Genomic DNA, 19,901 nt, shown 5'->3' with positions numbered 1-19,901 from the left:
ATTCATTAAAGTACTTCTGGTGCTAGAGAAACAATTTTCATATAGTTGTTTTCACGAAGTTCACGTGCTACTGGTCCGAAGATACGAGTTCCACGTGGGCTCTTGTCGTCACGGATAATGACACATGCATTTTCATCGAAGCTGATGTAAGATCCATCGTTTCTGCGAGCTCCGCTCTTTGTACGAACGATAACTGCTTTCACAACTTCACCTTTTTTGACAACGCCTCCTGGTGTTGCTTGTTTAACCGTACAAACAATGACATCACCGATGTTAGCCGTCTTACGTCCAGAGCCACCAAGAACTTTAATCGTTAGTACTTCGCGTGCGCCAGAGTTGTCAGCTACTTTTAAACGAGTCTCCTGTTGAATCATTAATGTTACCTCCTTTCGGAAAAAGAAATCCGAACTTTATTAGATAATAACGGCTTCTTCGACAACTTCAACTAGACGAAAGCGTTTAGTCGCAGATAAAGGACGAGTTTCCATGACCTTTACGATGTCTCCGATTTTTGCTTGGTTGTTTTCATCATGTGCTTTGAACTTTTTAGAGTATCTTACACGTTTGCCATAAAGTGAATGCTTTTTGTATGTTTCAACTACAACAGTGATGGTTTTATCCATTTTGTCAGAAACAACACGACCTTGATACACTTTACGTTGGTTACGTTCGCTCATGTTTGCGGGGCCTCCCCTCTAATTATTATTTATTAGCAGCGATTTCTCTTTGACGAATCACAGTTTTCATGCGTGCGATTGATTTACGCACTTCACGAATGCGAGCAGTGTTTTCAAGCTGCCCAGTCGCTAATTGGAAACGAAGATTGAAAAGTTCTTCTTTAAGAGACTTTACTTTTTGTTCAATTTCAGCAGTGGTAAGGTCACGAATTTCATTAGCTTTCATTTGATTCACCACCAATTTCTTCACGTTTTACGAACTTCGTTTTAATTGGCAATTTGTGAGATGCAAGACGAAGAGCTTCACGAGCAACTTCTTCAGACACACCAGAAATTTCAAATAAAACTTTGCCTGGTTTTACTACAGCCACCCATCCTTCTGGAGCACCTTTACCGGAACCCATGCGGACCTCTAGAGGTTTAGCTGTGTATGGCTTAGAAGGGAAAATTTTAATCCAAACTTTACCGCCACGTTTCATGTAACGAGTCATAGCAATACGAGCAGCTTCGATTTGACGGTTCGTGATCCAAGAAGCTTCTTGAGCTTGGATACCGTACTCACCGAAATGTACTTCAGTACCACCTTTTGCACGTCCACGCATTTTTCCACGATGTTCTCTGCGATACTTCACGCGTTTTGGCAATAACATATTATTTTCCTCCTTCCGCAGTATTCTTCTTAGTTGGAAGGACTTCTCCACGATAGATCCATACTTTTACGCCAAGCTTACCATAAGTAGTGTCAGCTTCAGCAGTAGCATAGTCGATGTCAGCACGAAGTGTGTGCAACGGAACAGTACCTTCACTGTAATATTCAGAACGAGCAATATCTGCACCGCCAAGACGACCAGAAACCATTGTTTTGATTCCTTGTGCTCCAGCACGCATTGTGCGTTGGATTGTTTGTTTTTGTGCACGACGGAATGAAATACGATTTTCAAGTTGACGAGCGATGTTTTCAGCAACTAGCTGAGCATCAAGATCTGCTCTTTTGATTTCAAGGATGTTGATGTGTACACGTTTGCCAGTTAGGCTGTTAAGAGCTTTACGAAGTGCTTCAACTTCAGATCCGCCTTTACCAATTACCATACCTGGTTTAGCCGTGTGGATTGTGATATTTACGCGGTTTGCAGCACGTTCGATTTCTACTTTAGAAACAGACGCGTCAGACAAACGCTTGCTGATGAATTCACGGATTTTCAAGTCTTCATGTAAGAAGTCAGCGTAATCTTTTCCTGCGAACCATTTAGATTCCCAATCACGAATGACGCCAATACGAAGACCTACTGGATTTACCTTTTGACCCACGGATTATCCCTCCTTCTTTTCTGATACAACGATTGTAATGTGGCTAGTACGTTTGTTAATTGCGCTCGCACGACCCATAGCACGTGGACGGAATCTCTTAAGTGTTGGACCTTCGTCAACGAATGCTTGAGTAATCACTAGGCTGTTAGCGTCCAACTCGTAGTTGTGCTCAGCGTTTGCGATAGCAGATTTTAATACTTTTTCAATAATTGGTGAAGCAGCCTTAGGTGTAAGGTTTAAGATAGAAACTGCTTCTCCTACTTGCTTACCTCGGATCAGGTCCATTACTAGACGTGCTTTACGAGGAGCAATACGGACTGTTCTTGCGACAGCTTTAGCTTGCATTTAAAAGCCTCCTCTCATTAGCGTCTTGTTTTTTTATCGTCACTAGCATGACCTTTGTAAGTACGGCTTGGTGCGAATTCGCCCAATTTGTGACCTACCATATCTTCAGAAATGAAAACAGGTACATGTTTGCGTCCGTCATAGACAGCGATTGTGTGACCGATGAATTGTGGGAAAATTGTAGAACGACGAGACCAAGTTTTTACGACTTGCTTTTTGTCAGTTTCATTCAATTTCTCGACTTTAGCCATCAAATGATCATCAACAAATGGTCCTTTTTTTAAGCTGCGAGCCATTGTGGAACCTCCCTTCGTGATTGAACTACGGTCCTAAATGAACCGTAGACAACCCCGTTACTTGTTTTTACGACGACGTACAATGAATTTATCAGACTTGTTGGTTTTCTTACGAGTCTTGAATCCAAGAGTCGGTTTGCCCCATGGAGACATTGGTGATTTACGTCCGATTGGAGCACGTCCTTCACCACCACCGTGTGGGTGATCGTTAGGGTTCATTACAGAACCACGAACTGTTGGGCGTACGCCTTTCCAGCGTGAACGTCCAGCTTTACCGATGTTAATTAATTCGTGTTGCTCGTTTCCAACTTGACCGATAGTCGCACGGCAAGCAGAAAGAATCATACGAACTTCTCCTGAGTTCAAACGTACAAGAACGTATTTACCTTCTTTACCAAGAACTTGAGCAGAAGTACCAGCAGAACGAACTAATTGTCCACCTTTACCTGGTTTTAATTCAATGTTATGCACAACTGTACCAACTGGGATGTTGATAAGTGGAAGAGCATTACCTGGTTTGATGTCAGATTCTGGTCCAGAAGTAACTTCAGTACCAACTTGGATTCCTTTCGGAGCAAGAATGTAACGTTTCTCACCATCTGCATAGTTTACAAGAGCGATGTTCGCTGAACGGTTTGGATCATACTCGATTGTAGCAACGCGTCCAGGTATACCGTCTTTATCACGTTTAAAGTCGATGATACGGTATTGACGTTTATGACCGCCACCTTGATGACGAACAGTCATTCTACCTTGGTTGTTACGTCCGCCTTTTCTGTGAAGCGGCGCAAGCAACGATTTTTCTGGTTTGTCAGTCGTGATTTCAGCAAAATCTGAAGTAGTCATGCCACGACGACCATTACTGGTTGGTTTATACTTTTTAATCGCCATTTTGAATTTCCCTCCTTCTTTTTAAGATTTACGCTTCAAAAATTTCGATTTCTTTGCTGTCAGCTGTTAATTTCACGATCGCTTTTCTGCGACGGCTAGTCATACCAGTGTAGCGTCCAACGCGTTTAGATTTCCCTTTGTAATTTTGAACGTTGACTTTCTCAACTTTCACTCCAAAGATTTCTTCAACAGCGTCTTTCACTTCTGTTTTGTTAGCTCTGACATCAACTTCGAACGTGTACTTCTTCTCTGTCATTAGATCAGCAGAACGTTCAGTAATGATAGGGCGCTTTAGAACATCACGAGGATCTTTCATTATGCAAGTCCCTCCTCTACTTTTTCAACCGCTGCTTTAGTGATCAGAAGTTTCTCGTGGTTGACAACGTCAAGAACGTTGATACCGTTAGCTTCAACAACTGTTACTCCAGGGATGTTACGAGCAGATAAAGCAACTGTTTCGTTTGCATCCGCAGTGACGATCAACGCTTTCTTCTCGACAGATAATCCTTTAAGGATGCCTGCGAATTCTTTCGTTTTCACTGCATCAAGAGTCAGATCTTCAAGAACGATGATGTTGTTGTCGATTACTTTAGAAGACAATACTGACTTGATAGCCAAGCGGCGAACTTTTTTAGGTAATTTATAAGAATAGCTGCGTGGTGTTGGACCGAATACGATACCGCCTCCGCGCCATTGTGGTGAACGGATAGAACCTTGACGAGCACGACCAGTACCCTTCTGTCTCCAAGGCTTACGACCTCCGCCACGTACTTCAGAACGAGTTTTTACTTTGTGAGTTCCTTGACGTAAGGAAGCTCTTTGCATAAGAATAGCATCGAATACTACGCTTTCGTTTGGCTCGATTCCAAACACAGAAGCGTTTAATTCGATTTCACCGTTAGTAGAACCGTTTTGGTTAAATAATGCTACTTTTGGCATGACTTGTTTCCTCCTTTCCTAAGAGAGTTATTTAGATTTAACTGCACTCTTTACAGTTACTAGAGATTTTTTAGCTCCTGGTACATTTCCTTTGATCAATAGAAGATTGCGTTCTGCATCAACTTTAACGATCTCAAGGTTTTGGACAGTGATTTGCTCTCCGCCCATACGACCTGGAAGAAGTTTACCTTTGAATACTCGGTTTGGATCAACAGGTCCCATTGAACCAGGACGACGGTGGTAACGTGAACCGTGAGTCATTGGTCCGCGTGATTGTCCGTGGCGCTTGATAGCCCCTTGGAATCCTTTACCTTTTGATGTTCCTGTTACATCTACGATATCTCCATTTGCGAAAATATCAACTTTGACTTCCTGACCAACTTCATACGCATCTAACTCCGCACCGCGTAATTCTTTTACGAAGCGCTTAGGAGCAGTTTCCGCTTTAGCAACGTGGCCCTTCTCTGGTTTGTTAGAAAGCTTTTCACGTTTGTCGTCAAAACCGATTTGGATTGCTTCATAGCCATCCGTGTCAGCAGTCTTCTTTTGAAGAACAACGTTAGCAGCAGCCTCAACAACAGTTACAGGGATAAGATCACCGTTTTCTGCGAATACTTGCGTCATACCAATTTTTCTACCTAAGATTCCTTTGGTCATTAGTCACACCTCCTATAATATGTGTTTTCTATTTGAATTAAAGTTTGATTTCGATATCTACACCAGATGGTAAATCTAAACGCATAAGTGCATCAACTGTTTGTGGAGTTGGATTCACGATGTCGATTAGACGTTTGTGAGTACGCATCTCAAATTGCTCACGAGAATCTTTGTACTTATGCACCGCACGAAGGATTGTGTAAACTGATTTTTCAGTTGGAAGCGGAATTGGACCAGATACACTAGCACCAGAACGCTTAGCCGTTTCAACAATCTTCTCAGCAGATTGATCAAGAATTCTATGATCATATGCTTTTAAACGAATACGAATTTTTTGTTTTGCCATTATTTTCCCTCCTTTTCGCCTACTTACGTTAGACAGTTCTCCGTGAGAAAAACCTGATCACCTTGCCATGGCAAAGCGGCCGGGTGTGTCAGCAACCTCTCACTTCATCGCAGTCAAAGACCAACATGCACTATTGTACCAAATTGGCCTGCGTGTTGCAATAATAAATCGGATAAATTTATGATTTGCACACTTTTCATATTATACAGGGGTTCAGCCTATAAATCAAGCTTTCCCTGAAGATGATGTACAGCCGTCTTTTTTATGGTACGAATAAATTCTTCTGGCTCTTCTAGATGCGGGGAATGTGCAGATTCTTTAAAGGTGAACCATTCTTTGACTGGTGCTGTTAATTGCTCAACATAAGGTTTTGATACAGCAGCTGGTGTAATCATGTCATATTCACCAATGATAAAGTAACAAGGTATTAATATAGTAGAAACTCGGTATTCAATGCTCTCATTCATCAATTCATCCCATAGCATGTCCTGACTAAGCTTCTGTCCTTTAAGGAAATTCCACTTATCTTTGAGCTGATATTCCTTACTAAAAAGAAACCCGCGTAGCATTTGAATCAGCGGCTTCCACCTATGTGTGAGACCTACGCTTCCGAGCTCTTTATATAGAGAGAACAGAGCATGAGCTGATATTTGTTTCCACGGAGGAGGCGTCAGTAATCGCAGGCACCAAGTAAACAACCGATTTCGTTCGCATTTCTCCAAAAGAAGCTTGTATGACACAATATCTTCTTTTATTACATCTACTACCTGACTAATTCCATAATAAGCGTGATATAGATCTGGGCGCTTATGTACTGCTTGTATGGCGATTAATGACCCCCATGAATATCCGGCGATGTACAATTTTGATTGACCTAGATATGAAAGGACTTTCTCTGTCAGTTCAATCGTATCTTCAATAAATTGCTGAATGGTCATGGAAGTATTGGGGAGGTTCTTTTGATAGGAAAGTCCCGCACCTCGCTGATCCCAATGAACCACTGTAAAATCTTGATTAAGTTCCTCATGAAATGAGTCGATATAGCTGATTTGAGCGGAGCCGGGCCCACCGTGTAAAAATAATAGAACAGGCTTCGCTTCACTTGTGTGATCTTCTTTGATCATAATCCATTGGTCAACCCCGCCGATTAACCATTTCTTCAAATATGTCTTCGCCATTCCAGTGATCCTCTCGGTTCCATTTAGATTCTATAGCTTATAGTAGCCGTTCTGATCTGGAAAAGCAAAAAAAGAGACCCTTTTGCAAGGAGTCTCTTTTAAATGTTTATTACTTAATGATATTTGAAACGACGCCAGAACCTACAGTACGTCCACCCTCACGGATAGAGAAACGAGTTCCTTCTTCGATAGCGATAGTAGAGATAAGTTCAACTTCCATCTCAGTGTTATCGCCAGGCATAACCATTTCAGTACCTTCTGGAAGATGTACGATACCAGTTACGTCAGTTGTACGGAAGTAGAACTGCGGACGGTAGTTAGCGAAGAATGGAGTATGACGTCCACCCTCTTCTTTAGAAAGTACATAAACTTCAGCTTTGAAACGGCTATGTGGAGTGATTGTACCTGGTTTAGCAAGTACTTGACCACGTTGGATATCTTCACGAGATACACCACGAAGTAGTGCACCGATGTTGTCACCAGCTTCAGCATAGTCAAGAAGTTTACGGAACATTTCAACACCTGTAACAGTTGTTTTACCATTGTCTTCTTGAAGACCGATGATTTCAACTTCGTCACCGACTTTAACTTGTCCACGCTCAACACGACCAGTAGCAACAGTTCCACGACCAGTGATTGAGAATACATCCTCAACTGGCATCATGAATGGCTTCTCAATGTCACGTTCTGGAGTTGGGATGTACTCATCAACCGCATCCATAAGTTCAAAGATTTTTGCTTCGTAATCAGCATCTCCTTCAAGAGCTTTAAGAGCAGAACCTTTGATAACTGGAACATCATCACCAGGGAAGTCATAGTCAGAAAGAAGGTCACGAACTTCCATTTCAACAAGTTCAAGTAACTCTTCATCGTCAACCATGTCACATTTGTTAAGGAATACTACGATGTATGGTACACCTACGTTACGAGAAAGTAGGATGTGCTCACGTGTTTGTGGCATTGGACCATCAGCAGCAGATACTACTAAGATCGCGCCGTCCATTTGAGCAGCACCAGTGATCATGTTTTTAACGTAGTCAGCGTGTCCTGGGCAGTCTACGTGTGCATAGTGACGAGTGTCTGTTTCATACTCGACGTGTGAAGTTGAGATTGTGATTCCACGCTCGCGCTCTTCTGGAGCACCATCGATTTGGTCATATCCCATAGCTGATCCTTTACCAGACTTCTTATGAAGAACTGTTGAGATAGCAGCAGTTAGAGTTGTTTTACCATGGTCAACGTGTCCAATTGTACCAATGTTAGCATGCGATTTGGAACGGTCGAATTTTTCTTTAGCCATTCTAAAAATCCTCCTTAAAGGTTCATTGTATTTGGTATAGAGTGATAGAAAGTGAAGAGTTACCTCTCACTTTCTGATCTTCAATAGTAGTTATACTTTAGTTTAAAGGCAAAATCAATTATTCACCTTTATTTTTTTTGATGATTTCTTCACTGATGCTCTTAGGCACTTCTTCGTAGTGATCCATGTGCATAGTGAAAGTACCGCGTCCTTGTGTGTTAGAACGGAGTGAAGTTGCATATCCGAACATTTCAGAAAGTGGAACCATTGCGCGAACAACTTGAGCGTTACCGCGAGCTTCCATACCTTCTACACGTCCACGACGAGATGTGATATCACCCATGATGTCTCCCATGTATTCTTCAGGGATAACGACTTCCACTTTCATCATTGGCTCAAGTAGAACTGGGTTACATTTGCTGACAGCATTTTTCAACGCCATAGATGCAGCAATTTTAAACGCCATTTCGTTCGAGTCAACATCGTGGTATGATCCATCAAATAATTTAGCTTTGATGTCGATTAATGGGAATCCAGCTAATACACCATTTTCAAGTGAATCTTCAAGACCTGCTTGAATAGCTGGAATGTATTCACGAGGAACAACCCCACCGACGATTGCATTTTGGAATTCGAAGCCTGCGCCTTCTTCGTTTGGTTCGAATTCGATCCAAACGTGTCCGAACTGACCACGTCCACCAGACTGACGTACGAATTTACCTTCAACTTTTGCACCAGAACGGAATGTTTCACGGTACGCAACTTGAGGAGCACCTACGTTAGCTTCAACCTTGAACTCACGCTTCATACGGTCAACAATGATATCAAGGTGAAGCTCACCCATACCAGAGATGATCGTTTGACCAGTTTCAGGGTTTGTTTGTGTACGGAATGTTGGATCCTCTTCAGCTAGTTTAGCTAAAGCGATACCCATTTTATCTTGATCAGCTTTTGATTTAGGCTCGATTGCTACATCGATAACTGGCTCTGGGAATTCCATAGACTCAAGGATAACAGTATCTTTCTCGTCACAAAGAGTGTCACCAGTAGATGTATCTTTAAGACCAACAGCTGCTGCGATATCCCCTGCATATACAGTAGAGATTTCTTCACGGCTGTTTGCGTGCATTTGAAGGATACGTCCAACACGCTCACGCTTGTTCTTAGAAGAGTTCTTCACGTATGAACCTGAAGCAAGTGTTCCAGAGTATACGCGGAAGAAAGTAAGTTTCCCAACATAAGGGTCAGTCATAACTTTAAATGCAAGAGCTGCGAATGGTGCGTCATCAGTAGACTCACGAACAACCTCTTCATTTGAATCTGGCAGGATACCTTTGATTGCAGCAACATCAGTTGGTGCAGGAAGGTAATCAAGCACAGCATCAAGTACAAGCTGAACACCTTTGTTTTTGAAAGCAGATCCAACAAGAACTGGGTAGAATTCAACATTCAACGTTCCTTTACGGATTGCAGCTTTCAATTCAGGAATTGTAATTTCTTCACCCTCAAGGTATTTTTCCATAAGCTCTTCATCAAGCTCAGCGACAGCTTCAATAAGGCTGTTGCGAAGCTCTTCAGCTTTGTCTTTATACTCAGCAGGGATTTCTTGTGCATCAGAGCGAGTTCCAAGGTCATCTTCGTAGAAGTATGCTACGTTATCTACAAGGTCGATGATTCCTTCGAATTGATCTTCAGCGCCGATCGGCAATTGAATTGCATGAGCGTTCGCTTGAAGACGATCTCTTAATGTGCCTACAGAGTAAAGGAAGTCCGCACCGGTTTTATCCATTTTGTTAACGAATACGATACGAGGTACTCCGTAAGTTGTTGCTTGGCGCCAAACTGTTTCAGTTTGTGGCTCTACACCTGATTGTGCATCAAGAACTGCTACCGCACCATCAAGTACACGTAAAGAACGTTCAACTTCAACAGTGAAGTCTACGTGTCCTGGTGTATCGATGATGTTTACACGGTAACCTTTCCATTGTGCTGTAGTAGCAGCAGAAGTGATTGTAATACCACGTTCTTGCTCCTGCTCCATCCAGTCCATTTGGGAAGCTCCTTCGTGAGTTTCACCAATTTTATGGATACGACCAGTGTAGTATAAGATACGCTCAGTCGTTGTCGTTTTACCAGCATCGATGTGAGCCATGATACCAATATTACGAGTTTTGTCTAAGGAGAACTCTCTTGCCATTGGGTAATTTCTCCTTCCTTATTAGGGAATAGTTTTTTTAGTTTGGTATAAATCCTACCAGCGGTAGTGAGCGAATGCTTTGTTCGCTTCTGCCATTTTGTGTGTATCTTCACGTTTCTTAACAGCAGCACCAGTGTTGTTAGCTGCGTCAAGGATTTCGTTAGCAAGACGCTCTTCCATCGTTTTTTCTCCACGAAGACGAGCGTAGTTTACTAACCAGCGAAGACCTAAAGTAGTACGACGGTCTGGGCGAACTTCTACAGGAACTTGGTAGTTAGCTCCACCTACACGACGTGCTTTAACTTCAAGAACTGGCATGATGTTTTTCAAGGCTTGTTCGAAAACCTCCATCGCTTCATTACCAGTACGTTCTTTGATGATATCAAATGACTTGTAGAGAATTGTTTGTGACTTTCCTCTTTTACCGTCGATCATCATTTTGTTGATCAAACGAGATACAAGTTTAGAATTGTAAATTGGATCTGGCAATACGTCTCTTTTTGCTACAGGACCTTTACGTGGCATCTGATAGCCTCCCTTCTCATTTAAAAGGATTTCTATCTGTCTCTCATCTCAATATCATTGTCAGTTGCCTGACTCCACTGATCTGATATCAACTTCTAAAAACCCTTATGTTTGTTTGTATTATTTACTTTGTTTAGGGCGTTTTGTTCCGTATTTAGAACGTCCTTGCATACGACCGTCAACTCCGGCAGTATCAAGCGCACCACGAACGATGTGGTAACGTACACCCGGTAAGTCTTTTACACGTCCGCCACGGATAAGTACTACACTGTGCTCTTGTAGATTATGACCGATACCAGGAATGTAAGCTGTTACCTCAATCAGGTTAGACAAACGTACACGAGCATATTTACGTAGTGCTGAGTTTGGTTTTTTCGGTGTCATTGTGCCGACACGAGTACAAACCCCGCGCTTCTGTGGAGATGTTACGTTAGTGTGCTCTTTTTTGAAACTGTTGTATCCTTTGTTAAGTGCAGGAGACTTTGAGTTTTCAACTTTACTCACGCGTCCTTTGCGTATTAGCTGATTAATTGTAGGCATGTTGTTATTCCTCCCTTCGTTGCTTTTTTTATAACCCACATACCCAGGTGGTTCATTAAAAGGCAAAAAACAATGCTTTTGCATTTACACATGCAAAAACAAAACAAGTACGCTATAACATAATGGCAACAGCTGCTGCCCCAACTTCAATTCCGCAGGCTTTGCCGAGCTTTTTCATGGAATCTACCACTAAAATGTCTACACCCTTCTCTTGCGCTAGTTTTGTTACACTAGCTGTTAAAGCAGGATCAGCATCTTTCGCTACGACGATTTCCTTTACTGAATCTCGTTTCAGAGCTTTTACTGTTTGCTTCGTACCAATAATAATGGATTGAGCCTGTGATACTTTATCATAAGACATCGAATATCCTCCAAAGTAACAGGTTTTATTTTGAGCACCTTGGTTATATTATCATCATGGCAGAAGGATGTCAATATCATATGACAGATTATCTTGACATCCTTCACCATTTTTTGATGATTTTATAGGAATCTCACGAGAAAGATTACTCTACAGGCACCATATCGTCAGACGGTTGCACTTGTGAAACCGGCTTAACTTTACGGTAGTTTGGCATTCCTGTTCCAGCTGGAACAAGTTTACCGATGATAACATTCTCTTTCAAGCCAAGCAGTTCATCACGTTTTCCTTTGATCGCCGCATCTGTTAGGACACGAGTCGTTTCTTGGAAGGATGCTGCAGACAAGAATGAGTCTGTTTCAAGCGATGCTTTTGTAATACCAAGAAGAACTGGGCGGCCTGTTGCAGGGCGCTTGCCTTCGAATAGTACTTTTTTGTTCGCTTCAGTGAATTGATGTACATCAAGAAGTGTGCCTGGTAATACATCTGTATCCCCTGCATCAGCGACACGCACTTTACGAAGCATTTGGCGAACCATTACCTCAACGTGCTTATCTCCGATTTCTACCCCTTGCATACGGTATACTTTTTGTACTTCATGAAGCAGATATTCTTGAACAGCTGTCATGTCAGTCACTTTAAGAAGTTCTTTCGGATCGATCGAACCTTCTGTCAGTACTTGACCACGAGTAACTTTGTCACCTTCAACAACTTTCAGACGTGCATTGTAAGGAGCTGTGTAAGAGCGAGTTTCAACGTCGCCTTGAACCACAATTTCCTGCTGCTTGTCACGAACATCGTTAATTTCAGCAACGACACCATCAATTTCAGAAATCGTCGCTTGCCCTTTCGGATTACGCGCTTCAAATAGCTCTTGGATACGAGGTAAACCTTGTGTGATATCGTCTCCTGCTACCCCACCGGTGTGGAACGTACGCATTGTAAGCTGTGTTCCTGGCTCACCGATTGATTGAGCAGCGATGATTCCAACTGCTTCACCGACTTCAACGTCAGTACCAGTTGCAAGGTTACGGCCGTAGCATCGTTTACATACACCATGAGGCGTGTTACATGTAAATGCAGAACGGATCCATACTTCCTCAATTCCTGCTTCAACTACTTCAAGTGCTTTATCTTCATCAATTAGTTCGTTTTCGCCAACAATGACTTCGCCCGTTTCAGGATGAACAATTGGTTTTCTTGCAAAACGTCCAATTAGACGTTCTTCAAGTTTCTCAATAATTTCATTTCCTTCTCTAATGGACTTTGCCAAGATACCACGGTCTGTACCGCAATCTGTTTCACGGATGATAACATCCTGTGCAACGTCGACGAGACGACGCGTGAGGTAACCTGAGTCAGCTGTTTTAAGGGCTGTATCGGCAAGACCTTTACGCGCTCCGTGAGTGGAAATAAAGTATTCCAATACGGTTAAACCTTCACGGAAACTAGATTTGATCGGAAGTTCAATGATACGTCCAGCCGGGTTGGCCATCAGACCACGCATACCAGCCAGCTGAGTGAAGTTAGATGCGTTACCACGCGCCCCAGAGTCACTCATCATGTAGATTGGGTTGACTTCATCAAGGGACTTCATCAGTTTACCTTGGATGACATCTTTAGAAGAACTCCAGATCGAAATGACTCTCTCGTAACGCTCTTCTTCAGTAATCAAACCACGTCTGAATTGCTTCATGACGTTATCTACTTTTGCTTGCGCTTCTTCGAGGATCTTCTGTTTATCATCTAATACGACGATATCAGACACCCCAACCGTAATACCCGCTTTAGTAGAGTATTTGAAACCAAGATTTTTCATGCGGTCAAGCATTTTAGATGTCTCAGTGATATGGAATCTCTTAAAGATTTCCGCAATGATTTTACCTAAAATACCTTTTTTGAACGGCGCATTGATTTCTTGTTTCTCAATCGCAGCTTTGACATCTTCACCTTTTTCAAGGAAGAAGCGGTCAGGCGTTTTTTCTTCAATATTGCTCTTTGTCGGCTCATTCATGTAAGGGAATGATTCCGGTAAGATTTCGTTAAAGATTAGTTTTCCAACTGTTGTAATCAACAATTTAGAACGCTGTTCATCAGTGAATGTCACATTCTTCAACGAGTTAGCTGCAACAGCTACACGTGTATGAAGATGCACATACCCATTTTGATAAGCTAGAAGGGCTTCGTTCGTATCTTTGAAGATCATACCTTCTCCGATAGCACCTTTACGCTCAAGTGTAAGGTAGTAGTTACCAAGCACCATATCCTGAGATGGCGTAACAACAGGTTTTCCATCTTTCGGGTTCAAAATGTTTTGAGCAGCAAGCATTAAGATACGAGCTTCAGCTTGAGCCTCAGCAGATAATGGTACGTGAACCGCCATTTGGTCACCGTCAAAGTCAGCGTTGTAGGCTGTACATACAAGTGGATGCAGACGAATTGCGCGTCCTTCCACAAGTGTAGGTTCAAACGCTTGAATACCAAGTCTGTGAAGAGTCGGTGCACGGTTTAGTAAGACTGGGTGCTCACGAATCACTGATTCTAAAACATCCCATACTTCCGGCTGCACGCGCTCAATTTTACGCTTCGCACTCTTGATGTTGTGAGCTAAACCTTTTTCAACAAGCTCCTTCATCACGAATGGTTTGAATAATTCAAGAGCCATTTCTTTCGGAAGTCCACACTGATACATTTTCAAATGTGGTCCTACGACGATAACGGAACGTCCAGAATAGTCAACACGTTTACCAAGCAAGTTTTGACGGAAACGTCCTTGTTTCCCTTTCAGCATATGAGAAAGAGATTTCAATGGTCTGTTTCCTGGTCCTGTTACTGGTCGGCCTCTACGTCCATTATCAATCAAGGCATCGACAGCTTCTTGAAGCATACGCTTCTCGTTCTGAACGATGATGCTTGGCGCGCCAAGATCTAATAAACGTTTCAGACGATTGTTACGGTTGATGACACGACGATAAAGGTCGTTTAAGTCAGAAGTAGCAAAACGTCCACCATCAAGCTGAACCATTGGACGTAATTCTGGTGGAATAACCGGAAGTACATCAAGAATCATCCATGATGGTTTGTTTCCTGAGTTACGGAAGGCTTCTAGCACTTCAAGGCGTTTAATCGCACGAGTACGACGCTGTCCTTGAGCAGTTTTCAGCTCTTCTTTCAGTGCATCTACTTCTTTTACAAGATCGATATCTTGAAGAAGTTTATTGATTGCTTCTGCACCCATAGCTGCTTGGAATGTATTACCGTATTTATCTAAATAAGCACGGAATTCCTTCTCAGAAAGAAGTTGTTTCTTCTCAAGCGGTGTGTTGCCAGGATCTGTCACGACGTATGAAGCGAAGTAAATCACTTCTTCTAACGCACGTGGTGACATATCAAGAACAAGACCCATACGGCTTGGGATACCTTTGAAATACCAAATGTGGGAAACTGGGGCAGCCAGTTCGATATGCCCCATTCTCTCACGACGGACTTTTGCCCGTGTTACTTCTACACCACAACGGTCACATACAACACCCTTATAACGAACGCGTTTATACTTTCCACAATGACATTCCCAGTCTTTTTGCGGTCCGAAGATACGTTCACAAAAGAGACCATCTTTTTCAGGTTTCAGTGTACGATAGTTAATCGTTTCAGGCTTTTTCACTTCACCAAAAGACCAAGAACGGATTTTATCAGGTGATGCGAGACCGATGTTCATATACTCAAAATTGTTCACATCTAGCAAGGGGCCTACCTCCCTTTTAATCTTCGGGTTATACCCTAGTCACTTGCTCTAATCGTTTCTGCTATTCTTTTGTGACTGCGTCACGTTCAAGATCGACAGGTGCGAGGTCTGCAGCATCTTCGTCATTAGATAACGCTAATCCGTCTGCTTTCTTCGTTTCCTCATCGTCTTCTAAATCTCTCATTTCTATCTCTTCTTCATCGCCAGATAGGATTTTGACATCCATACCTAAACTTTGAAGTTCTTTAATTAACACTTTGAATGATTCAGGGACACCTGGTTCAGGGACGTTATCCCCTTTGACGATGGCTTCGTATGTTTTCACACGACCCACAACGTCATCCGATTTAACTGTTAAGATCTCTTGAAGTGTGTATGCTGCACCGTAAGCTTCAAGTGCCCATACTTCCATCTCTCCGAAACGCTGACCACCAAACTGTGCTTTACCGCCAAGTGGCTGCTGCGTAACAAGTGAGTATGGTCCAGTTGAACGAGCGTGAAGTTTGTCGTCAACCATGTGAGCCAGTTTGATCATGTACATGATTCCGACTGATACACGGTTATCGAATGGTTCACCAGTTCGACCGTCATAAAGGACTGTTTTCGCATCACGGGACATACCTGCTTCTTCAAGCGTTTCCCAAACATCTTCCTCACGCGCACCATCAAATACTGGTGACGCAATGTGGATGCCAAGGTAACGTGCAGCCATACCCATATGAAGCTCAAGTACCTGACCGATGTTCATACGAGATGGTACCCCTAGAGGGTTTAACATGATATCAATCGGTGTTCCATCTGGAAGATACGGCATATCTTCTTCTGGAAGGATTTTAGAGATAACCCCTTTGTTACCATGTCGTCCAGCCATTTTGTCACCTTCAGAAATTTTACGCTTCTGAACGATGTATACGCGGACTAATTGGTTAACACCTGGAGGTAATTCATCTCCATCTTCACGGTTAAAGACTTTGACATCGTGGATAATTCCGCCGCCGCCGTGTGGAACACGTAGAGATGTATCACGTACTTCACGAGCCTTTTCACCGAAGATTGCATGTAATAGACGTTCTTCAGCTGTTAGTTCTGTTACACCTTTAGGCGTTACTTTCCCTACAAGAAGGTCTCCGTCTTTTACTTCTGCACCGATACGGATGATTCCACGCTCGTCAAGGTTGCGTAAAGCATCTTCCCCAACGTTTGGAATATCACGAGTGATTTCTTCCGGTCCAAGCTTTGTATCACGAGCTTCTGATTCATATTCTTCAATATGAATAGACGTGTAGACGTCATCTTTTACAAGGCGCTCACTCATGATGATCGCATCCTCGTAGTTATAACCGTCCCAAGTCATGAAGCCGACCATGACGTTACGTCCTAGAGCCAATTCACCTTTTTCCATTGAAGGACCGTCTGCAAGGATTTCTCCTTTTACGACTTCATCTCCAACACTTACGATTGGACGCTGGTTGTAGCAAGTCCCTTGGTTAGAGCGGACAAATTTCAGCAAGCTGTATTTGTCTAGGTTTCCTTTGACTTGTTGTCCGTCGACATCTTCATAGCGGCGAACCCAAATATTTTTTGCTTCAACACGTTCTACAACACCTGGGTAACGGCAGATGACAGCAGCACCAGAGTCTTTACCCGATACATACTCCATACCTGTACCAACAATCGGTGATTCCGGCTGCATCAAAGGCACAGCCTGACGTTGCATGTTTGCTCCCATTAGAGCACGGTTAGAGTCATCGTTTTCTAGGAATGGGATACATGCTGTCGCTGCAGAAACAACCTGCTTTGGCGAAACGTCCATGTAGTCAACGCGATTTCGAGGAACAACGGTGTTTTCTCCTCTGAAACGAGCAATGATATTATCATCGATAAACGAACCATCTTCACCTAATATAGCGTTCGCTTGTGCTACTACGTAGTTATCCTCTTCATCCGCAGTTAAGTAATCGATTCTTGGTGTCACTTTACCTGTTTCAGGATCAACCCGGCGGTAAGGTGTTTCAATAAAGCCGAAACGATTCACTTTTGCAAATGAAGATAGAGAGTTGATCAAACCAATGTTTGGACCCTCTGGTGTTTCAATCGGACACATACGACCATAGTGAGAGTAGTGAACGTCACGAACTTCCATTCCTGCACGCTCACGTGTCAAACCACCAGGCCCAAGCGCTGACAGACGACGTTTGTGCGTCAATTCAGCAAGCGGGTTTGTTTGATCCATGAACTGAGAAAGCTGAGAGCTACCAAAGAACTCTTTGATAGAAGCGATCACAGGACGGATGTTGATCAGTTGCTGAGGTGTGATCGTGTTTGTGTCTTGGATCGACATTCTTTCACGAACAACACGCTCCATTCTGCTTAAACCAATACGGAATTGGTTTTGCAGAAGCTCACCTACAGAACGCAGGCGACGGTTACCAAGGTGATCGATATCATCTGTGTCACCTACACCATGAAGAAGGTTGAAGAAGTAACTGATCGATGCAATGATGTCAGAAGGCGTGATGTTTTTCACAGCTTCCTCTACGTATGCATTCCCGATCACGTTGATCACTTGCTCGCCTTCTTGATCAGACGGTGCATAAATCTTAATAGATTGAAGTTCTACTTCATCTTCTACTACGCCACCATTTGGATAAAGCTTTCTAAATCCGATGCCGTTTTCTAAGTATGGAAGAACTTTATCAAGAACTCTTCTGTCTAAAATTTGACCTTTTTCTGCTAGAATTTCACCTGTTTCAGGGTCAACTAACGTTTCAGCCAATTTTTGATTGAACAGTCTATTTTTAATATGAAGCTTTTTATTAATCTTGTAGCGTCCAACATTTGCTAGGTCATATCTCTTCGGATCGAAGAAGCGAGAGTCTAGCAGGCTTTTCGCATTTTCAACAGTTGGCGGCTCTCCAGGACGGAGGCGCTCGTAGATTTCGAGAAGTGCTTTATCCGCATTCTCTGTATTGTCTTTTTCCAGCGTGTTGCGTAAGTATTCATTCTCGCCAATGAGGTCAAGAATCTCTTGATCAGAGCTGAAGCCGAGAGCACGCAAAAGAACCGTAACCGGCAACTTACGTGTGCGATCGATGCGTACATAGACTACATCCTTCGCATCAGTTTCGTATTCTAACCATGCGCCACGGTTTGGAATGACAGTCGCAGTAAAACCTTTTTTACCGTTTTTGTCTACTTTACCACTGAAATATACACTTGGAGAACGTACTAACTGAGAAACGATTACACGTTCCGCACCGTTAATGATAAAAGTACCTGTGTCTGTCATGATTGGGAAATCACCCATGAACACATCTTGGTCTTTTACTTCTCCAGTTTCTTTGTTAATTAAACGAACTTTTACTCTTAGTGGAGCAGAGTAAGTTACATCACGTTCTTTTGATTCTGCTACAGGATACTTAGGATCCCCTAGGCTGTAATCAATGAATTCAAGAGAAAGGTTACCAGTAAAATCCTCAATTGGGGATATATCTTGAAACATCTCTCTAAGACCCTCATCAAGAAACCACTGATAAGAAGAGGTTTGAATTTCAATGAGATTTGGTAATTCTAACACTTCGCTTATGCGTGCGTAGCTTCTGCGCTGGCGGTGTCGTCCATACTGAACTAGTTGACCTGTCAACTGATTCACCCCTCAAATCATGCGTATTATATGTGTAAAAAGTATTTCAGCCTTTCAAATGTCAGTAAAGAAATACTTTTACAAGACAAAAGAAAAAAGGGTTTCTAAAATAAGAAAACCACATCCAAAAACAAATACCGATTTTATTAGTTTTCCCAAATATGCATAATTTATACAAAACAGTTGTTTTTTAAGCCTATTAAGCAAAATATACACATTGGCATTTTATAATGTTAACACAGCTAGGAAACTGCGTCAAACTTTTTTAGCTTTGATAATATAGTAGCCCTTTTTTTTCAATACAACTTCGACTTCTCCAAAGAGCTGTTCTAATTTCTCAATCGCAGATGGTCCGCCCTGCTTTTTCTGAATAACCACCCACAACTCACCTTCCGGCAATAAATGATCAGCACTTTTTTCAAAGATCGCATGTACAACTTTCTTCCCTGCCCGTATTGGGGGATTGGTCAGTATAGAGGCAAAAGCAGCTGATGAATGAACATTCGAGAACAAATCACTTTGATAGATGCGGACATTATCAACGCGATTATGTTTAGCGTTTTCCTTTGAAAGTTCGACTGCTCTTTCGTTCACATCAATCATATGAATGGTGCGGCTCGTCATTTCGTTTGCTAACGATAAGCCAATCGGTCCATAACCGCAACCGACATCTAAGATATCGCCATCCACATCAGGTTCTTCAAAAGCTTCAATTAAAAGCCTTGAACCAAAGTCGACTTCTTTCTTAGAAAACACTCCACTGTCACTTGTAAAAGTAAAGGTACGGTTTCTCAAGGTGAAGTCCCATGTCTGTTTATTGCTTTTCACTGATGGCTTTTCCGTATAATAGTGGTCACTCATGGTGAATGGACCTCCTCTGGATTCAATCATTTCAGGAGAATAGAAAAGAAAAAGCCCGCCAGTAAAAGCGAGCTTTCCCAAAAGATTAGGCG

General features: G+C 42.5%; 21 protein-coding genes. All 21 read right to left on the bottom strand.

Annotation, left to right across the window (positions count from 1 at the left end; translation table 11 throughout):
• Positions 1-5: 5 nt before the first annotated feature.
• The 21 genes from rplN to MHB83_RS05570 all read right to left on the bottom strand — a co-directional run bounded on the left by rplN (position 6) and on the right by MHB83_RS05570 (position 19,809).
• Entirely contained in the window at positions 6-374 is a 369-nt protein-coding gene (rplN, locus tag MHB83_RS05670) for a 50S ribosomal protein L14 (protein ID WP_003216882.1), read from the bottom strand.
• Between the two features lie 39 nt (positions 375-413).
• Positions 414-677, bottom strand: coding sequence for a 30S ribosomal protein S17 (gene rpsQ, locus MHB83_RS05665; protein WP_003216906.1), 264 nt, complete (start codon positions 675-677; stop codon positions 414-416).
• 25 nt (positions 678-702) lie between these two features.
• The gene (rpmC, locus tag MHB83_RS05660; protein ID WP_003217155.1) at positions 703-903 is read right to left on the bottom strand and encodes a 50S ribosomal protein L29; all 201 of its coding nucleotides are present in this window, start codon (positions 901-903) and stop codon (positions 703-705) included.
• Positions 893-1,327: a 50S ribosomal protein L16 gene (gene rplP, locus MHB83_RS05655; protein WP_003217039.1), complete on the bottom strand. Its 435-nt coding sequence runs from the start codon at positions 1,325-1,327 to the stop codon at positions 893-895. Before rplP ends, rpmC begins: the two co-directional genes overlap by 11 nt.
• A 1-nt stretch (position 1,328) precedes the next feature.
• On the bottom strand, positions 1,329-1,985 hold the full coding sequence (gene rpsC / locus MHB83_RS05650; protein ID WP_003217241.1) for a 30S ribosomal protein S3: 657 nt from the start codon (positions 1,983-1,985) through the stop codon (positions 1,329-1,331).
• 3 nt (positions 1,986-1,988) lie between these two features.
• A complete protein-coding gene (rplV, locus tag MHB83_RS05645) occupies positions 1,989-2,330 on the bottom strand; it encodes a 50S ribosomal protein L22 (protein WP_007496316.1) in 342 nt (113 codons plus the stop codon).
• Positions 2,331-2,347: 17 nt separating this feature from the next.
• Positions 2,348-2,626: a 30S ribosomal protein S19 gene (rpsS, locus tag MHB83_RS05640; RefSeq protein WP_003216920.1), complete on the bottom strand. Its 279-nt coding sequence runs from the start codon at positions 2,624-2,626 to the stop codon at positions 2,348-2,350.
• Between the two features lie 57 nt (positions 2,627-2,683).
• Entirely contained in the window at positions 2,684-3,517 is an 834-nt protein-coding gene (gene rplB / locus MHB83_RS05635) for a 50S ribosomal protein L2 (RefSeq protein WP_003217065.1), read from the bottom strand.
• Positions 3,518-3,545: 28 nt separating this feature from the next.
• The gene (rplW, locus tag MHB83_RS05630; RefSeq protein WP_003217016.1) at positions 3,546-3,833 is read right to left on the bottom strand and encodes a 50S ribosomal protein L23; all 288 of its coding nucleotides are present in this window, start codon (positions 3,831-3,833) and stop codon (positions 3,546-3,548) included.
• A complete protein-coding gene (rplD, locus tag MHB83_RS05625) occupies positions 3,833-4,456 on the bottom strand; it encodes a 50S ribosomal protein L4 (protein WP_003217216.1) in 624 nt (207 codons plus the stop codon). Before rplD ends, rplW begins: the two co-directional genes overlap by 1 nt.
• Before the next feature lie 27 nt (positions 4,457-4,483).
• Positions 4,484-5,113 carry a 50S ribosomal protein L3 gene (gene rplC / locus MHB83_RS05620; protein WP_003217069.1) on the bottom strand — a complete coding sequence of 210 codons (630 nt, stop codon included), beginning with the start codon at positions 5,111-5,113 and terminating at the stop codon, positions 4,484-4,486.
• A gap of 37 nt (positions 5,114-5,150) precedes the next feature.
• On the bottom strand, positions 5,151-5,459 hold the full coding sequence (gene rpsJ / locus MHB83_RS05615; protein WP_003156464.1) for a 30S ribosomal protein S10: 309 nt from the start codon (positions 5,457-5,459) through the stop codon (positions 5,151-5,153).
• A gap of 218 nt (positions 5,460-5,677) precedes the next feature.
• The gene (locus MHB83_RS05610) at positions 5,678-6,637 is read right to left on the bottom strand and encodes an alpha/beta hydrolase (RefSeq protein WP_253621932.1); all 960 of its coding nucleotides are present in this window, start codon (positions 6,635-6,637) and stop codon (positions 5,678-5,680) included.
• A gap of 109 nt (positions 6,638-6,746) precedes the next feature.
• Positions 6,747-7,937 carry an elongation factor Tu gene (tuf, locus tag MHB83_RS05605; RefSeq protein WP_003217109.1) on the bottom strand — a complete coding sequence of 397 codons (1,191 nt, stop codon included), beginning with the start codon at positions 7,935-7,937 and terminating at the stop codon, positions 6,747-6,749.
• Positions 7,938-8,055: 118 nt separating this feature from the next.
• On the bottom strand, positions 8,056-10,134 hold the full coding sequence (fusA, locus tag MHB83_RS05600) for an elongation factor G (RefSeq protein WP_050945820.1): 2,079 nt from the start codon (positions 10,132-10,134) through the stop codon (positions 8,056-8,058).
• A gap of 54 nt (positions 10,135-10,188) precedes the next feature.
• On the bottom strand, positions 10,189-10,659 hold the full coding sequence (gene rpsG / locus MHB83_RS05595) for a 30S ribosomal protein S7 (protein ID WP_003216884.1): 471 nt from the start codon (positions 10,657-10,659) through the stop codon (positions 10,189-10,191).
• Between the two features lie 120 nt (positions 10,660-10,779).
• Entirely contained in the window at positions 10,780-11,199 is a 420-nt protein-coding gene (gene rpsL, locus MHB83_RS05590) for a 30S ribosomal protein S12 (protein WP_003216962.1), read from the bottom strand.
• 112 nt (positions 11,200-11,311) lie between these two features.
• Entirely contained in the window at positions 11,312-11,560 is a 249-nt protein-coding gene (locus MHB83_RS05585) for a 50S ribosomal protein L7ae-like protein (protein ID WP_003216985.1), read from the bottom strand.
• 145 nt (positions 11,561-11,705) lie between these two features.
• Positions 11,706-15,305 (bottom strand): DNA-directed RNA polymerase subunit beta', encoded by a 3,600-nt coding sequence (gene rpoC, locus MHB83_RS05580; protein WP_050945821.1) that lies wholly within the window; start codon positions 15,303-15,305, stop codon positions 11,706-11,708.
• A 61-nt stretch (positions 15,306-15,366) separates the two neighbouring features.
• Positions 15,367-18,948 carry a DNA-directed RNA polymerase subunit beta gene (gene rpoB / locus MHB83_RS05575; RefSeq protein ID WP_003217223.1) on the bottom strand — a complete coding sequence of 1,194 codons (3,582 nt, stop codon included), beginning with the start codon at positions 18,946-18,948 and terminating at the stop codon, positions 15,367-15,369.
• Positions 18,949-19,203: 255 nt separating this feature from the next.
• On the bottom strand, positions 19,204-19,809 hold the full coding sequence (locus tag MHB83_RS05570) for a class I SAM-dependent methyltransferase (RefSeq protein WP_034620762.1): 606 nt from the start codon (positions 19,807-19,809) through the stop codon (positions 19,204-19,206).
• Between the last annotated feature and the right edge of the window lie 92 nt (positions 19,810-19,901).

It is taken from the genome of Bacillus sp. FSL K6-3149 (genome assembly GCF_038630515.1).
GTDB lineage: Bacteria > Bacillota > Bacilli > Bacillales > Bacillaceae > Bacillus > Bacillus pumilus.
Note: the sequence above shows the minus strand (reverse complement) of the source record. Positions and strands in the feature narration are given on the sequence as shown.

Excerpts from the sequence above, each read along its gene's own strand:
- rpsQ (WP_003216906.1), bottom strand. The coding sequence starts at position 677 with ATGAGCGAACGTAACCAACGTAAAGTGTATCAAGGTCGTGTTGTTTCT.
- rpsS (WP_003216920.1), bottom strand. The coding sequence starts at position 2,626 with ATGGCTCGCAGCTTAAAAAAAGGACCATTTGTTGATGATCATTTGATG.
- rplN (WP_003216882.1), bottom strand. The coding sequence starts at position 374 with ATGATTCAACAGGAGACTCGTTTAAAAGTAGCTGACAACTCTGGCGCA.
- rpmC (WP_003217155.1), bottom strand. The coding sequence starts at position 903 with ATGAAAGCTAATGAAATTCGTGACCTTACCACTGCTGAAATTGAACAA.
- tuf (WP_003217109.1), bottom strand. The coding sequence starts at position 7,937 with ATGGCTAAAGAAAAATTCGACCGTTCCAAATCGCATGCTAACATTGGT.
- rpsJ (WP_003156464.1), bottom strand. The coding sequence starts at position 5,459 with ATGGCAAAACAAAAAATTCGTATTCGTTTAAAAGCATATGATCATAGA.
- rplD (WP_003217216.1), bottom strand. The coding sequence starts at position 4,456 with ATGCCAAAAGTAGCATTATTTAACCAAAACGGTTCTACTAACGGTGAA.
- MHB83_RS05585 (WP_003216985.1), bottom strand. The coding sequence starts at position 11,560 with ATGTCTTATGATAAAGTATCACAGGCTCAATCCATTATTATTGGTACG.
- rplV (WP_007496316.1), bottom strand. The coding sequence starts at position 2,330 with ATGCAAGCTAAAGCTGTCGCAAGAACAGTCCGTATTGCTCCTCGTAAA.
- rplW (WP_003217016.1), bottom strand. The coding sequence starts at position 3,833 with ATGAAAGATCCTCGTGATGTTCTAAAGCGCCCTATCATTACTGAACGT.
- MHB83_RS05610 (WP_253621932.1), bottom strand. The coding sequence starts at position 6,637 with ATGGCGAAGACATATTTGAAGAAATGGTTAATCGGCGGGGTTGACCAA.
- fusA (WP_050945820.1), bottom strand. The coding sequence starts at position 10,134 with ATGGCAAGAGAGTTCTCCTTAGACAAAACTCGTAATATTGGTATCATG.
- rpsG (WP_003216884.1), bottom strand. The coding sequence starts at position 10,659 with ATGCCACGTAAAGGTCCTGTAGCAAAAAGAGACGTATTGCCAGATCCA.
- rplP (WP_003217039.1), bottom strand. The coding sequence starts at position 1,327 with ATGTTATTGCCAAAACGCGTGAAGTATCGCAGAGAACATCGTGGAAAA.
- rpsL (WP_003216962.1), bottom strand. The coding sequence starts at position 11,199 with ATGCCTACAATTAATCAGCTAATACGCAAAGGACGCGTGAGTAAAGTT.
- rplC (WP_003217069.1), bottom strand. The coding sequence starts at position 5,113 with ATGACCAAAGGAATCTTAGGTAGAAAAATTGGTATGACGCAAGTATTC.
- rplB (WP_003217065.1), bottom strand. The coding sequence starts at position 3,517 with ATGGCGATTAAAAAGTATAAACCAACCAGTAATGGTCGTCGTGGCATG.
- MHB83_RS05570 (WP_034620762.1), bottom strand. The coding sequence starts at position 19,809 with ATGAGTGACCACTATTATACGGAAAAGCCATCAGTGAAAAGCAATAAA.